Here is a 15,686-nt window from a genome sequence, read left to right on the forward strand (position 1 = left end):
TATTATCCAATCTGTAATTTGTGCCATTTAGTATCTTGTTTAGCTGAAGCAACAACATGCTCAATAAACGCCATACCACGCACAGCCTCATTGATGCCTGGCACATCAAATGCTGAATTTGTTGCGTTATCGCCTTGCTTAAATGCATGGATCTGCGCTGCAAAATTGCTGTAAATGTTGGCAAATGCTTCAAGGTAGCCTTCTGGGTGACCGGCAGGGGCGCGCAGGGCATTTTGCGTGTCAGGGTGTAATTCACCTACGCCCGCTCTAAGTAATGTTGCGGCTTGATTGTGGCCTCGTAGCCATAAGCTATTTGGCTCAAGTTGCGACCACTCAAGGCTGGCTTTATCGCCATAAATTCGCAGACGTAAGTTGTTTTCATCGCCAACAGCAATTTGGCTTGCCAGTAAAACGCCTTTACAACCATTTTTGAATCTAAGTAGCACAGTGCCATCATCATCAAGTGCTCGGCCTTCAACTACATGGTTTAAATCGGCGCAAAGCTCGGTGATTTCGAGATCAGAGACATACTCGGCTAAGTTAGCCGCATGAACGCCAATGTCACCCATACAACAACTAATGCCAGCCTTACTGGTGTCTAGACGCCAGCTCGCTTGCTTTGAGCCCTCGTCTTCACGTTGAGATAACCAGCCTTGGGTGTACTCAACAATGATTTTACGTATGGTGCCGAGCTCGCCTGCTTTTACGCGATGCTTGGCTTCTTTGACCATTGGGTAACCGGTGTAAGTGTGGGTTAAGCCATATAAAACCTGCTGCTTTGCAATGATGCTTTCTAATTGCTCTGCTTCTGCGAGAGTGAGCGTTGCAGGTTTATCTGAGAGCACATGAAAGCCATACTCAAGCGCCATTTTCGCGACCGGAAAATGTAAATGGTTTGGGGTGACAATAGCCACAAAATCAATACGCTCATCAGCGGGTAATTTTGCTTCTTCGGTAAATAGCGTATGGTAACTGTCGTAGCAACGGCTGCTATCAAGCCCAAGTAGTTCGCCAGTTGCTTTGCATTTGTTTGCGTCTGAACTGAATGCGCCTGCAACAAGCTCAATCATTCCGTCTAACCGCGCTGCAATTCGATGAATAGCGCCAATGAAGGCACCATCGCCACCGCCTACCATTGCCATGCGGATCTTAGCTTTGATCATCTTAAGCGCTCCTAATTTAAATAGCGTTTGCTACTGTTAATATCATGTTATTGATAATAGGAAAGCTTAACCAATAAGCGCTAATAAAAATTCGGTTGACAATGCAACAAAATCGGCGTTTAAAATATGTGGGGCTATTCTTTATAGAGACAAATTTAAGCGATGGGTATTCAAGAAATAATAAAAAAAGCTGGCGTAAATCAGCTAATTGCTGCATTTGATTTACTGCCAGATATCCTCTTTTGGGTAAAAGACACAGATAGTAGAATCTTACATTGTAATCAGCATTTTATTGAGCATCAGGGTTATAAAACACTGGAGCAAATATTGCTAAAAACAGACTTTGATTTTTCGCCAAAGCACCTTGCGTTTCAGTACGTCAATGACGATAAACGGGTGATGGAAGGCTACATAGTAACCGACCGTTTAGAGCTTAACCAAACCCAGCAAGGCGAGCTTGGTTGGTTTTCAACATCAAAGCATGCTTTAAAAGATCACGATGGCAATGTGATTGGCACTTACGGAGTGACCCGACATCTACAAAAAACCTCAAAAGCGCTTTCTCATGTAAGGGCAATTGAAGAGCCGGTAAAATTTATTCGCGAGCATTATCATCGTCAGATCAGCATTGATGAATTAGCAGAGCTTGCGCATTTGTCGGTAAGTGCTTTAGAGCGTCGTTTTAAAAAGCACTTAGCAAAAACACCCAATCAATTTATAAACGAAGTACGCCTTGAAAATGCCCGCAAGCTACTGATTGAAACGCAACTGCCCATTTCACAAGTAGCCTACCAGTGCGGGTTTTCTGAACCAAGTTACTTCAGCAAACAATTTCGGCGTTTGTTTGGCGAAATCCCTTCACAAATGCGCTCGCAATTAGGTGATTAAATTGCAGCGCTTGCCATTAAAATAGCCCCTTGCTCTGCACTGGCAAGGGCGGGGGTTAAACGCGCTTTACTGGCATAAGTTAAGTAAGGCGTGATAGCACTAGCAATACCGCCCATCAAAGTAACGTTTTTAATGCCTTGCTTTTCAAAGTACGTGATATAACGGGTAATGAATGCGCACGCTTCATTGATTAATTGCTGACAAAAAGCATCGTCAGAATGGCTAAAAACGAGCGGCGCAAATTTGGCAAGCTCAGCCGGGCGCGCTGATATTAAACGCTGACTTAATGCTTGGCTTGAGTCGCAGTTAAGCTGGGTGAGTAGGGTATCTATTGCAGCTGAACTTTGCGCAACACCATCAAGCACTTCAAATGCTTTACGGCAAAGTTGTAAGCCTAACCAACCACCACTGGCACCATCGCTCAGTAATAATCCGTAACCACCTAATTCGTTAAATTGGTTTTGCTGCTGGTAGCCTGCGCAAAAGCCCGTGCCCAGAATAATCACCGCACCATCATGGTGTTGATGTGCGCCTTTACAGGCAATCAGCATATCTGTTGACAGGGTAAATTTAGCAAAAGGGTGCTGCCATTTGGTCATAGCTTGGTAAGCTGAGTCGATATTGGCACCGGCAAGTCCTGCATGCGCATAAGTGTTTTTCAGCTCGCTTAAGGTAAGCCCTGCCTCATGAAAAGCAAGTTCAGTGGCGTGAAGTATTGACTCTTGGCTTTGTTGGCAGCTGGTGGCCACGTTTGCTGAACCACTTATGGCTTCGCTAAGTAGTGAGCCGCTTTCGTTTTCTAAACGAACTTTACACTTACTGCCACCGCCATCAATACCTAAAAAATACGTTGCCATGATTAATCCTTTGAAAGAAGCTTATTGATAGCCTCAGCGTTAATTGCACCGTTATCGTTGTGCACACATGAGTGTACATGCACAGCTGCATTGGCTGAATGGTTCTTTATTAATTGCCAAAGTGCTTCCGCGTTTTCTATGGTCACACTACCTCCCATAACAATTTCTATTTGATTCGCGCTTTGCGTTAAGTATGTGTTGAGCTGATTTAGACCATCTACAGCACTTTGACCGCTTTGCCATGGCGTGCCTGCTGTTAATACGCGGTCAACGCCTAAGCTAATCAGTTTATCAAGTGTGCTTAACGGGTTTGTAAGAGTATCGAATGCACGGTGAAAGGTCACCATCAGGCCATGCTGTTTGGCTGTGGCAACTAAAGAGCGGGTCACTTCTAAATCAAGTTCGCCGTGCTTTACTGCACCAAATACCACGCCATGTGCCCCCGCATTCGCTGCCATTGTTATTTGTTTTTGCATTAGGTTGCGACATTCAGCACTAACAATAAAGTTGCCTGCTTCGGGGCGGATCATCACCACTAACTCTGCGTTATTGGTCAGGCTTTTTACAGCGTAATCAATTGCTTTAACACTTGGTGTCAGGCCACATAGGTGTAAATTACTGCACAATTCAAAGCGCTTTGTGCCTAAGTTACTAGCCATTGAAATGTTGTTAGCGAGTTGCTTAAAGCACCCTTCGTTTAGGCATACTTCGAGAAATTTACCATTGTTCATGGGCGTGTTTTTACCATATCTATTACACCTATTTTTTAGTTACTCAATTTGAGATTCATTAATAAATATATCGGAGCAATAATTGTTATTTATTATCAATGTGTTAAATGTATTTTTGAGTTTGTTTTTCTGATCTAGTTAACTCAAATTCGCTGAGCTTAACTATAATTCAGAAAATATAAAAATGAATATAAAATATTCCTAACGCCGATTTTGTCATATCTCTCACCGAATTTTTATTATCACTTTTTGACCACTCACCCTATTCTGAGTTTGAGTTTAACAAGCTGTTAACTACCAATAATCAGTTTAAAAACCGACAACAATAAATCGTTTTTTGAGAATTAAAGCCTCATAAACAAAAACAGAACACACAATTGGAGATAGGCATGGGCAAGCAAACTGCAATAAATACAAAAGGGCAAGGACGGCACTTTAAACGCAATGCAATTTTGATTTCGCTACTGGCGGCAATCAATACAAGTTACGCAGCAGAGCAAGCAAATGAAGATGTAGAAGTAATTGAAGTACGAGGTATTCGTTCCTCAACTGCAGAAAACTTAGCAATAAAACGACTTTCAACGGCGACAGTTGATGCAATCACCGCAGAGGATATTGGTAAGTTTCCTGATAAAAACGTCGCTGATTCATTGCAACGTGTATCGGGCGTTTTGATTGACCGCGACGGTGGCGAAGGTAGCCGCGTGAGTATTCGTGGTACATCACCGGATTGGACGCTCACTCAATTAAACGGTAATTATATTGCTTCATCAGGTTCTGGTACTCCAACCCGTAGTTTTAATTACACGTTATTGCCTTCAAGCATGATCAAAAGTGTAGAAGTGTACAAAAGTGCTGAAGCACGCATCGATGAAGGCGGTATTGGTGGTACGGTTATTTTACACACCCGTAAACCGCTTGAGATGGAAGCAAATTCAGGGGCACTAAGTGCCGAGGTGACTTACGATGATGTGTCTGAAGACACTAAGCCGCAAGTCAACGTGCTGTATTCGTGGAAAAATGACGACGAAAACTTTGGTGTGCTTGCCGGCTTTACTCGTCAAGATCGCACCGTAACAACCATCACTAACAACGCATCACACTGGCGTTTTCACTCAGATACCGTTGAAGGGGCAGAGCGTCCAGCGCTTGTAGACCAAGCCACTGGCGAAGTGTACAACAATGTGTGGGCACCGCGTGCGATGAGTGTTAATAACTCAAACCAAGACCGCACACGCGATGGTTATCAAGTGGCCGTTCAGTGGGTACCGAGTGACAGACTTGATTTAAACTTTAACTATTTTGGTGCCAAGTTAGGCTACGACCAAACAGGACAAAGCATTACTTTTGCCGAGTGGAACGATAATCACAACCCGTATTACGGTATTGTGCTTGATGGCGATACTGTGGTTGCTTACGGTAATGGCGATAATGGTTTACTTAATGATAATAACTGGGGTGATGCTGATGTAAATGGTGGTGTGGCTGTTCGCCGTGGTTTGTTATCACCGCAGTTAACAGGGCGTGAGCGTTTTGGCGAGTCAAAATCAAATACCTATGATTTTGAAGGCACTTATTATGGCGATACTTACAGTGTTACAGTAAAACTGGGTCATACTGAAGCTGAAGGCGGTACTTCAAAAGAAACCTACGCCAATATTGATGCGCGTTTAGGCTCAGTAAACAGCTGGTTATGGTCAATTGAAAACGGTAAACCAAGCTACGAAGTGTCGACTGATTTAGCCACCGATAAAGAAGCATATCAATATTATGATTGGTTTGACTCATACTCATCTGAAAATGAAGACTCAGAAGATTACATTCAAACAGATGTAAAATTTGACCTTGATGGAAACTTTTTCAGCCGCGTATATGTAGGTGCTAAATACCGCGACCACGAAATTAAAGGCATTCGTAACGACTTTCGTTGGGATGACGGTATAGCGGATAACGGTGGCTACCGCGGCTACTTACCAGGAACTGAGTGGTTCCATAATCCAGATTTTCACCCAGATGCACCAACATTGGTAAGCGACCATGTAGTTGATAACAGTGCAGGTGATACAGGTGCATTTAACTTCTTAGCGTTCGATTTTGGAGCCCTTGATAACTACTTAAAAGAAAACTTTAGCCAAACAGTGGTGCCAACACTTTCGGGCACGTACGCCCTAGAAGAGAAAATTTGGTCTGTTTACACCCAAGCTGATTTTGAATGGCAAGATTTCCGCGGTAATGTAGGTGTGCGTTATGTGAATACAGAGCTAAGCACTTTGACCTACGATGATGTCATTGGTCAAGATGATGATGACACCGATCCAAACGAGCGCAGTAGCGATGGCAGTGAAGTACTACCAAGCTTTAACCTTGCATGGGATGCAACCGAAGATCTTGTGGTGCGCTTTGCAGCAGCACGCACCATGGCCAGAGTGAGCTATTCAGACTTAAGCCAAGCCGAGTCTTACGGTCCACCAGTTAATATTAACTCACCAGATTCTTGGACAGGCCGTGGTAATGGTACCTCGGTAAACACAGGCCTTGAACCTATGTTATCTGACCAATTTGATTTAGGTATAGAATGGTATTACGGCGATGGTTCTGCACTGGGTGCCACGTTATTCTCAAAAGATATCTCTAACCTACCAATCTCGACAGTAGAAATTGTAGAGCGAGAACACGATTGTTGTAACGGCCCAATCGAAGTCGAAATGAACACCAAAGTGGGTGGGGGTGATGCAAAATCAGAAGGTTTAGAGCTGTTCTTCCAGCACTCATTTGATAATGGTTTTGGTATTTTAACTAACTATACCTACACAGATACCAGCACCAGCGAAGTCTCGACAGACGGGCAAAAAACAGAAGCCGAAATACCAGGCACCGCTAAGCACCAATATAATGTGTCGGTGTACTTTGAGAATGACGACTTTAGTGTTCGTGCGTCTTACAACTGGAAAGATGACCGTGCCAACGGTATTCACCAAGGCTACAACTTGTATACCAAAGACTATGGTCAGCTAGATGTAAATGCCTCGTATAACCTAACAGAAGATCTTTCGTTTACCGCGTCAGTGGTGAACCTAACGGAAGAAATAGAAGAAGGTTATTGGAAACAAAGCAATCGCTTTACCTATAACCAATATTCAGGCCGCCGTTTTTACTTAGGCGCAAATTATAATTTCTAACCCAAGAAATGTTGTTTGTTGCAACCTAAAAAGGTACTTTTATTAAAGTACCTTTTTCTTTTTTAAGACAATAATGATTAAATTTTTAGCAGCTACAGAGCAAGACAAAGCCTATTTACTCGACTTAAGATTAAATACCATGGTTGAGCACTTAGAAAATCAAGGGTTATTTTTATCACTTGAACAGCATCAAGCAAGAGTGGCTGAGCATTTTGAGCACAGTCATTTAGTGTTAAATGATGGGCAATGTGTAGGCGCTGCCAAATTCATCGTGAGTGACCAAGCAATCAGTTTATTACAGCTACAAATTGCACCTAAAGAGCAGGGCAAAGGGTTAGGCACTAAGGTGTTAGATGCACTAAAAGCGCAAACAGCAGAGATTAATTTAACGGTGCTAAAAGCGAATCCAGCGTATGGGCTATATCAACGGGCAGGGTTTAAAACTCTAGGCGAAGACGACTATGAGTTTCATATGCAGTGGCAGAAATAAAAAAGGGCGCTGTTAAAAAACTAAGCGCCCAATTTTGACTATTTCTTTTCTTCGTCAGGTAAGGTGACGTTTAGCTCAAGTACGGCTAAGTCATCTTCGTTTTGGTCAAACTGCACCTGAACTGCATCAGTGTTTACATTCACGTATTTACGAATAACATCAAGGATGTCTTGTTTTAGCTGTGGTAAGTAATCTGGTGTACCACGCTGTGAACGTTCGTGCGCGACAATGATCTGCAATCGCTCTTTTGCTAATGACGCACTGCTTTTCTTTTCTGAGCGGAAGTAGTCAAGTAAAGACACATTAACCTCCAAAAATCCGTTTAAATAAGCCTTTTTTCTCTACGTCTAAGAAACGAAAATCAACAGTTTCGCCTAATAAACGATTGATTGCATCTGTGTATGCTTGGCCTGCATCCGATTCACCATCAAGGATAACCGGTTGACCAGAGTTCGATGCACTAAGTACAGCTTGTGATTCAGGAATAACGCCCAGTAGTTTAATCGCTAAGATTTCTTGTACGTCTTCTACCGAAAGCATTTCGCCTTTTTCAACACGCTCAGGATTATAGCGAGTTAATAGTAGATGTTCTTTTACGCTTTCAAGGCCTTCTTCAGCACGTTTTGATTTGCTGTGTAAAATGCCAAGAATACGGTCAGAGTCACGTACTGATGATACTTCTGGGTTCGTTGTTACAATCGCTTCATCAGCGAAGTACATTGCCATCATTGCACCAGCTTCGATACCCGCTGGAGAATCACACACAATGTAATCAAAATCTTTTTTCAGCTCGTTTAGTACGCGCTCAACACCGTCACGGGTTAGGGCGTCTTTATCACGGGTTTGTGAGGCAGGTAAAATATGTAGCTTATCAACGCGCTTATCTTTAATAAGTGCTTGATTTAGGTTAGCTTCGCCATTGATTACGTTTACGAAATCATAAACAACACGGCGTTCACAACCCATGATAAGGTCAAGATTACGTAGACCGATATCAAAGTCGATAATAACGGTTTTAAAGCCTTTAAGCGCTAAACCTGTGCCAATCGCAGCACTCGATGTGGTTTTACCAACACCACCTTTACCAGAAGTAACGACAATCACTTTTGCCATGAGATTTATCCTTTAACCAAAGCTGAAATTTCTAATGAATCATTTTTTTGTTGGATTTGTACTGCGCTGCCCCAGTGTTCACCTTGTAGAGAGTCGCTGATCCAATAACTACCATTAATCGAAACAAGTTCTGCTTCTAATTTTTGGCAAAATATATTTGCTTCGTTGTAACCTTTAGCCCCTGCAATTGCACGGCCGCGAAGGGTGCCATAAATGTGCACGTTGCCATCGCTAATCACTTCGGCGCCATGACTTACAGCACCAATTACGATTAGGTCGCGGTCTTTTGCATACACTTGCTGGCCCGAACGTACAGTGCCATGAATAACTTGCGCAGGCAGGTGAACGGTTTTTTCAACGATAGATGTATTTGTTTGTTGTTTAGCGGTTGCACCCTTAACGTCTTGTGAATAATTTAACACCGACAGGCCCGCAGCTTTTGCGCTTTCGTTTTGCTCTTGAGAGCCATTACAAACCCCAACAGGGTTTAACGAAAGGCCGCTTAACATTGATTTTAAGAAAGAGAAATCAAGCGCTTCATCTTGTACGTCGCTTAAGTTGATTACGATAGGCGCACCGGCAAAGAACTTAGGTGCTTGGGCGATTTTCTCATCTAACTGCTTACTTAAAAGGGCTGTATCTGCTGAAAATAAATGTAAAACAGATAACGTAAAAAGGTTCCCTTTTAATTCAAAAATTTGTTCCGACATACACGCTCAATTGAATTGTCTGGATTAGCATCATTTAAGTATAAACACAGGCTGAACAAGGCATATACAGTAAAAATCTAATCTATTTTTTCTAACTTATTATATCACTCATGTTATAGTGTGCGCCTTCGTTAAGCAAGATATTATAGGGCCATAATGCTAACTGCGGTGTATAAAAGTATTAAAAAAGCGGATACATACCTTTTTGTAGAAAAAAGAGATGATTTCTCACGCGTACCTGAACCATTACTAGAAACGTTTGGTCAACCTAAGTACGTGATGATGATTAATCTAGCGAGCCGCGAAAAGTTAGGTGTGGCAGACTTAGACGCGGTTAAGCAAGCGTTAATTGACCAGGGGTTCTACTTGCAATTACCTCCGCCGGAAGAAAATCTGTTAACCCAATTTAAAAAAGACAAGGGAGTTGAGAGTGATTAAAAAACTTGCCGTCATTTTACTCAGTGCTTCACTAAGTACTTCAGTATTGGCAGAACAAAAGACACAAGCTGATTTTGACGTTTACGTTGCAGCATTAAAAAAAGAAGCACTTGAAAAAGGCTATGATGAAGCCTTAGTTGATCAAGCACTTGCAACAGCTAAATTCAAAAAGAAAGTGATCTCAGCTGATAAAAATCAGCCAGAAGTAAAAGAAACCCTCGAAACTTATTTACCAAAACGTGTGCCGCAATGGAAAATTGACCGCGCGCGTAAGTTATACAAAGAAAACCAAGACGTTCTTGAAAAAGTAGCCAAAGAATACGGCGTTCAAGCACGCTTTATTGTTGCACTTTGGGGCCTTGAAAGTAACTTTGGTAGAATCCAAGGTGGTCACAGTGTAATTGCATCATTAGTTACACTTGCTTTTGATGGTCGCCGCGAAACCATGTATAAAAACCAACTTTGGGCAGCGCTTGATATCTTAAAAGAGGGTCACATTACCCTAGATAAGTTCAAAGGCTCATGGGCTGGTGCAATGGGGCAAACGCAGTTTATGCCAACCTCATTTAACGCTTACGCTGTTGATTACAATGGTGATGGCCGTAAAGACATTTGGACCACAGAAGAAGACGCATTCGCTTCAATTGCTAACTACCTTAAACAAGCAGGTTGGAACGATGATTTAACTTGGGGTCGCCAAGTTAAATTACCTGAAGGCTTTGATAACTCAAATATTCTTAAGCGTGGCACTAGAACTCGCAGCCAATGGTTAGAGTATTGGAAAGATTCAGAGCGCAGCCTTGCTGATTGGCAAGCAATCGGTGTTCGTAAAATGGATGGTAGCGACTTACCAAACGTTGATGTTACCGCCGCAATGGTAATGCCAGATGACGTAAACGGCCGTATGTATCTAGCCTACGATAACTACAAAGCACTTATGCACTGGAATCGCTCGTATTACTTTGCAACCAGTGTTGGTTACTTATCAGATCGCATCGGTTACCCAGCGATTAAGTAATTGATTAATAAAAGTTAGCAAGTACCAAGGGTAAAGCTACAAGTTTTACCCGAGCAACTTGCTAACTTATTCGGCGTTAAAACGCCTCCTACAAACTTGCAAACTTTCCCCACGATACAATTTTTAAACCTTTACTTTGAGTGCTTTTTGCAGTGCATCAACGTCTTTACAGCCAAGGTATATGTTTTTTCCGTCATTTAAAGTTATTTTAACGGCTTGTCCAACTGACGCATTGTATAACCAGCCATCGCTTAGCACACGAATGCCAATTCCTTGATACCACTTTGTTTTGTAAGCTGAGGTGTCTGCAATCTGAGATAATTCAATATCTTTGCTAATAATCCCAAACCCAAAATACCAACGAAGCGTTTGCTCATCGATGACTATTGTTAGTGAAAAGAACAGCAAAGTAACAAGCAGGTTTATCGATAATATAATTATTTTGAGGCCAGCCAGTTCAGGCGAGAAAACTATAAAGGCACTAATTACTAATAAAATAATAATCAACGAGTAATTTATTTCTGTCTGTTTATACATAGCCTAAGATCCATTTAAGTCAGAACGTAAATAAACGCTTAGTCATTAGTATAGCAAAGGCAAGTGTAGTTATGATTACCCGTTCAAAACGCGCTAAAGCACGACCTACAAGGTTATGCGCGAAACAAGTTTCACGCCTATGATAGAAAACATTAGGCGCTAGGATTTAGGCTATGGGACGCGATATAAAATTGCTGCTACATGTTCGGCGTTAAAACGGCTCCTACACCAAGAGGTGATATTGATGTAGGTCGTCATTTATGGCGACACAATCTTGGACATTATTTTGTAGGAACGGCTTCAGCCGTGAAGGTTAAATGTTTGGTGTTGAAACGCCTCCTAAAAACTTTACTCTCGTAACTTGTAACTTTCCACTCAATCGCGCTAAAGCACGACCTACAAGAGTGCGCGCGAAACAAGTTTCACGCCTACGGTGAATCCCGTAGGAACGGCTTCAGCCGTGAACCTTAAATATTCGGCGTTGAAACGCCTCCTACAAATTTTACTCTCGTAACTCGAAACTTTCCCCTTGTAACTTGCTAACTTTCCCCTTGTAACTCGCTAACTTTACTCTCGCCCTTAGTAACTCGCTAACTTATTCCCCTTTCCCCGGCTTTTTCAAAATCTTGTCTTTAAAATCAAGTACCTTGCCAATGCCAGAACCTAGTTTCATTAGGCTTTGAAGTTGTTCAGGGCTTAAGCGTTGTAGCTCTGCTGACCACTTAGTAACAGTCTCAAGTAGGTCGTGAATTTCTTGCATTTGCTGCTGAGCAAAGCGTTCATCATCATTGTGGGCTTCTTCTAGAATGTTATCGCGAAGCAGGCTAAGGGTTGGGTCTATCTCGCGCTTTTTACGCTCTTCGAATACGCGGTTGGCCATATCCCAAATGCTGCCAGCAGGGCCGTAGTATTCTTTACGGTCACCCGGAATATGGTGCACTTTAATTAAGCGCCAAGACTGTAGCTCTTTAATGCCCATACTTACGTTTCCGCGCGAGATACTTAAAGTATCGGCAATTTCATTGGCGGTCATTGGCTCTTTAGTAATGGTTAATAATCCACACATTTGGCCAATGGTGCGGTTAAAGCCCCAACGGCTACCCATTTCACCGCAGTGCATAACAAAAGCTAAGTTTTTTTCAGATAGGCTCATAATTTTTAGTATTCAAAAATTTCAGAAATTAAATGCTAGCACGCTCGGGGTATAACTAAAAGAAATAGCCACTATGCAATCTGCTACTACTAAAGTGTAGATACATCATATTTTAAATTTAAGTTATTGAATTTAAATAATAGTTTAATTAAATGCCGCAGTGGTTAGCTATTTGATGTGGATCAATAATAGTGACAGTTAATAAGTTTATCGTATAGGCTGAATCGCAATTTATACCATGGAGGAACGTTATGAAAGCTGCAGTAAATAAAGAGTACAAAGGTAAATTAACTATCGAAGATATCCCATGCCCAGAGGTGGGAATTAACGATGTGCTAGTTAAAATTGCCGCATGTGGGGTGTGCCACACAGATTTACATGCTTGTCATGGAGATTGGCCAGTTAAACCAAAAATGCCATTAGTACCGGGCCACGAAGGGGTAGGTACTATCGAAAAAGTAGGCGCAAACATTAAACACTTATCAGTAGGCGACCGTGTCGGTGTTCCTTGGTTATATAGCGCCTGTGGTCATTGTGAGTTTTGTTTAGAAGGTAAAGAAACCTTATGCCTTGAGCAGCACAACACAGGGTATTCAGTCGATGGTGGTTACGCCGAGTACTGTGTAGCCCATGGTGATTACGTGGTTAAAATTCCTGAAGGATTAGGTTTTTCAGAAGCCGCACCACTATTTTGTGCGGGGGTTACAACCTATAAAGCGCTTAAAGTGACTGATGCCAAAGCGGGTGATTGGGTTGCAATTGTTGGTGTTGGCGGCCTAGGCCATTTAGCAGTGCAGTACGCAAAAGCAATGGGCTTTAATGTAATTGCCGTTGATACCGGCGAGAGCAAATTGGCACTGGCCAAAGAGCTTGGCGCAGACATCACCATAGATTTTATGAAGCAAGTGCCTTCAGAAACCATTTTTGAACAAGTGGGCGGGGCACATGGCGTTGTGTGTACTGCCGTATCAAAACCCGGTTTTGAGCAAGCTTATAAAAGCGTACGCCGTGGCGGTAAATGCGTGCTTGTAGGTTTGCCACCCGAAGATATGCCACTGCCAATTTTCGATACCGTATTAAATGGAGTGTCTGTTGTTGGCTCAATTGTTGGTACCCGTAAAGACTTACAAGAATGCCTCGACTTTGCAGCGAAAGGTAAAGTTAAAGCCATTATAGAAGAAAAACGCCTCGAAGATATCAACGATATTTTTGACGATATGCTCAAAGGCGATATCACAGGTCGAATTGTAATGACGCTTTAATCTGAGTCAGTTAACGCTGTCAGGTTTGTTTGAGTGATTAAATTGAATCTGACAGCAATATTGCACATGGTATCAATAAGTTAACCTGTTTAACTGAATATAAAACATCCATTTTATGTTAAAAAATATAATTGCTTATCTAGCTAAATTTAGGTGTAATGCATACATAATAACCGCTGATCATTGCAGGGAAAGCATGCAAAACACTAGCTAAGTTAATTAAATTAGCTAGGAAAGTGAGAACCTTCAAAAAGCAAATTCCCACAGCATAAACAACACCAACTCTGTCATACCGAGCAGGTAGCGGCTTAGTCCAACAAACGATTATGTAACACAAACTGCGTGTCGCATAAATACTAAAATGTTACACGTCATTTGCAGATACACAGTAATAAGTTTAAATGTGGTAATTAAGGTTATCCCTACAATTGTCTACAAGGAAAAAGAATTGAAAATTAGTAAAGTGCATTTGGAAGGTTTTAGGAATTTTTCCAACTCGATTATTAACTTTAACAGGAACACTTTAATTATTGGTGCTAACGATGTTGGGAAAAGCAACTTGCTCCATGCGTTAAGAATACTATTAGACAAAAGCTTATCTGAAGCGGATATCGAGCCAAATGAGCTTGATTTTCATATTAATTCCAACGGCGTTAGCGATGAAATATCAATTACCGTTGAGTTTTCAGATATTACGGAAGATGCTGTCATTTCGGTTCTCAAGGGCAGCGTCAGTGAAGATAATGAAACCTTTTTAAGATATACCGCAGAACGTAGCAGCCTAAGTTATAAGCTATTTATTGGGCCTTCAGTTGATAATTTCCAGGAAATAAACAGTCGTTTTTATCTAAAGCACATGCACTTAAAGTATATTGAGTCTCAACGTGATTTAGAAAAGTTCATCCGAAAAGAAAAGCGGCAGCTATTAAAAATTGCTCAAGAATCACTTTCTGAGGATGAGAGGCAAGAAGATGATGATTTACTTGGAGAGATCAGCAGTGACTTAGAAAACCTCAATGATAAAGTGTCTCAATTAGTTTATGTAGATAAAGCAACAAATGACGTTAATGATGAACTAAAGAAATTAGCCCATCATTATGCTAATTATAAGGTGCAACTTGATACGGGGGCAATTCAGGTTAATGACTTTATAGAAAAGCTACAGCTTGGTGCTAACAGCAATGGCTCTAATGTGATGCTCGGTGGAGATGGGAGAAATAATCAAATTCTATTAGCTTTATGGAAAGCAAAAAGTGCACAAGAGCATGATTTAGAAAACGAAGTTATCTTCTATGTTATAGAAGAACCAGAAGCACATTTACACCCTCATCAACAGAGAAAGCTGGCAACCTATTTAATTGATGAATTGCCAGGTCAAACGATTATTTCATCGCATTCACCACAGATAACTGTAAATTTTTCGCCTGACTCTATCATACGGTTAGTTCACCAATGTTCATCAACGGTAGCTGCTAGTGAGGGATGCTCATGTTGCATTGAGTCAGGTTGGGAAGATATGAGCTACAGAATGAGTATTTTGCCAGCTGAAGCATTTTTCTCTGACGGTATATTTTTAGTTGAGGGGCCATCTGAAATGCTTTTTTATCAGTCACTATCTAAAGCCTTGGGTATTGACCTTGATTTTGAAAACTTGTCAATTCTTTCCGTCGACGGTATTTCTTTTAAAGTGTTCATATCAATACTCGATGCACTTCAAATTCCATGGACGATGAGAACTGATAACGATATTTCAAAAATACCAGGCAAAAATGAATGGCAGCATGCAGGCATTAATCGTTGTTTAAGTCTTTTAGGTAAAGACCCATTCGATAGAAGCTATGCCGAGTTTTCTTCTCAAGATACTGTGGATAATGGAGACTGGCAGACTGCTTCTGATATGCTGAATGATAAAGGAATATTTTTATCTAAAGTAGATTTAGAAACTGACTTGGTTGAAGAGTTATCTGATGAAGTACAAACAGCAGTTGGAAAATCTGACCGTGATTCGGCTATCAGGTACCTCCAAGGGAAAAAAGCGCTAAGAATGAGAATGCTGCTCAAATCAATTTCAAGAGATCTTCATAAGCTGAATAATGGTGAATTAGCAAAACCATTACACAAGCTAGTAGAGATGAGAAGAACTTAGT

15 protein-coding genes are annotated in these 15,686 nt (G+C 41.5%); 7 read left to right on the forward strand and 8 right to left on the reverse strand.

Annotation, left to right across the window (positions count from 1 at the left end; genetic code table 11):
* Positions 1–2: 2 nt before the first annotated feature.
* Positions 3–1,163: a Gfo/Idh/MocA family protein gene (locus MTF66_RS00250; RefSeq protein ID WP_248525844.1), complete on the reverse strand. Its 1,161-nt coding sequence runs from the start codon at positions 1,161–1,163 to the stop codon at positions 3–5.
* 162 nt (positions 1,164–1,325) lie between these two features.
* Between MTF66_RS00250 and MTF66_RS00255 the strand changes: the two genes are divergently transcribed.
* Complete coding sequence (locus tag MTF66_RS00255) at positions 1,326–2,051, forward strand: AraC family transcriptional regulator (protein ID WP_248525845.1); 726 nt, start codon at positions 1,326–1,328, stop codon at positions 2,049–2,051.
* Here MTF66_RS00255 and MTF66_RS00260 read toward each other — a convergent pair.
* On the reverse strand, positions 2,048–2,908 hold the full coding sequence (locus tag MTF66_RS00260) for a BadF/BadG/BcrA/BcrD ATPase family protein (RefSeq protein WP_248525849.1): 861 nt from the start codon (positions 2,906–2,908) through the stop codon (positions 2,048–2,050). The genes MTF66_RS00255 and MTF66_RS00260 overlap by 4 nt on opposite strands.
* 2 nt (positions 2,909–2,910) lie before the next feature.
* Positions 2,911–3,639, reverse strand: a complete 729-nt coding sequence (locus MTF66_RS00265) for a copper homeostasis protein CutC (protein ID WP_248525850.1) — start codon at positions 3,637–3,639, stop codon at positions 2,911–2,913.
* A 389-nt stretch (positions 3,640–4,028) separates the two neighbouring features.
* Here MTF66_RS00265 and MTF66_RS00270 point away from each other — a divergent pair, with 389 nt between their 5' ends.
* Together MTF66_RS00270 and MTF66_RS00275 are read left to right on the forward strand one after the other, a co-directional pair.
* On the forward strand, positions 4,029–6,818 hold the full coding sequence (locus MTF66_RS00270) for a TonB-dependent receptor (RefSeq protein ID WP_248525851.1): 2,790 nt from the start codon (positions 4,029–4,031) through the stop codon (positions 6,816–6,818).
* Between the two features lie 73 nt (positions 6,819–6,891).
* Positions 6,892–7,308 (forward strand): GNAT family N-acetyltransferase, encoded by a 417-nt coding sequence (locus MTF66_RS00275; protein WP_248525852.1) that lies wholly within the window; start codon positions 6,892–6,894, stop codon positions 7,306–7,308.
* 38 nt (positions 7,309–7,346) lie between these two features.
* Here the strand turns inward: MTF66_RS00275 and minE are convergent, their stop codons facing one another.
* The 3 genes from minE to minC are packed head-to-tail and all read right to left on the reverse strand — an operon-like array spanning position 7,347 to position 9,131.
* Positions 7,347–7,610, reverse strand: coding sequence for a cell division topological specificity factor MinE (gene minE, locus MTF66_RS00280; protein ID WP_054552047.1), 264 nt, complete (start codon positions 7,608–7,610; stop codon positions 7,347–7,349).
* 1 nt (position 7,611) lies between these two features.
* Entirely contained in the window at positions 7,612–8,421 is an 810-nt protein-coding gene (gene minD, locus MTF66_RS00285; protein ID WP_054552048.1) for a septum site-determining protein MinD, read from the reverse strand.
* A 5-nt stretch (positions 8,422–8,426) separates the two neighbouring features.
* Positions 8,427–9,131 carry a septum site-determining protein MinC gene (gene minC / locus MTF66_RS00290; RefSeq protein WP_054552049.1) on the reverse strand — a complete coding sequence of 235 codons (705 nt, stop codon included), beginning with the start codon at positions 9,129–9,131 and terminating at the stop codon, positions 8,427–8,429.
* Between the two features lie 156 nt (positions 9,132–9,287).
* Here minC and MTF66_RS00295 point away from each other — a divergent pair, with 156 nt between their 5' ends.
* Positions 9,288–9,569 (forward strand): YcgL domain-containing protein, encoded by a 282-nt coding sequence (locus MTF66_RS00295; RefSeq protein WP_054552050.1) that lies wholly within the window; start codon positions 9,288–9,290, stop codon positions 9,567–9,569.
* Positions 9,562–10,587 (forward strand): lytic murein transglycosylase, encoded by a 1,026-nt coding sequence (locus MTF66_RS00300; RefSeq protein ID WP_248525853.1) that lies wholly within the window; start codon positions 9,562–9,564, stop codon positions 10,585–10,587. Before MTF66_RS00295 ends, MTF66_RS00300 begins: the two co-directional genes overlap by 8 nt.
* 123 nt (positions 10,588–10,710) lie before the next feature.
* On the opposite strand, the gene MTF66_RS00305 is transcribed toward MTF66_RS00300, so the two are convergent.
* Positions 10,711–11,124, reverse strand: coding sequence for a hypothetical protein (locus tag MTF66_RS00305; RefSeq protein WP_248525854.1), 414 nt, complete (start codon positions 11,122–11,124; stop codon positions 10,711–10,713).
* Positions 11,125–11,719: 595 nt separating this feature from the next.
* Positions 11,720–12,277 (reverse strand): GbsR/MarR family transcriptional regulator, encoded by a 558-nt coding sequence (locus tag MTF66_RS00310; protein ID WP_054552053.1) that lies wholly within the window; start codon positions 12,275–12,277, stop codon positions 11,720–11,722.
* A 251-nt stretch (positions 12,278–12,528) separates the two neighbouring features.
* Between MTF66_RS00310 and adhP the strand changes: the two genes are divergently transcribed.
* Entirely contained in the window at positions 12,529–13,539 is a 1,011-nt protein-coding gene (adhP, locus tag MTF66_RS00315) for an alcohol dehydrogenase AdhP (protein ID WP_054552054.1), read from the forward strand.
* Positions 13,540–13,987: 448 nt separating this feature from the next.
* Positions 13,988–15,685, forward strand: coding sequence for an ATP-dependent endonuclease (locus MTF66_RS00320; protein ID WP_248525856.1), 1,698 nt, complete (start codon positions 13,988–13,990; stop codon positions 15,683–15,685).
* The last annotated feature ends 1 nt before the right edge of the window (position 15,686 follow it).

This window comes from Pseudoalteromonas sp. 2CM39R, from assembly GCF_023161845.1.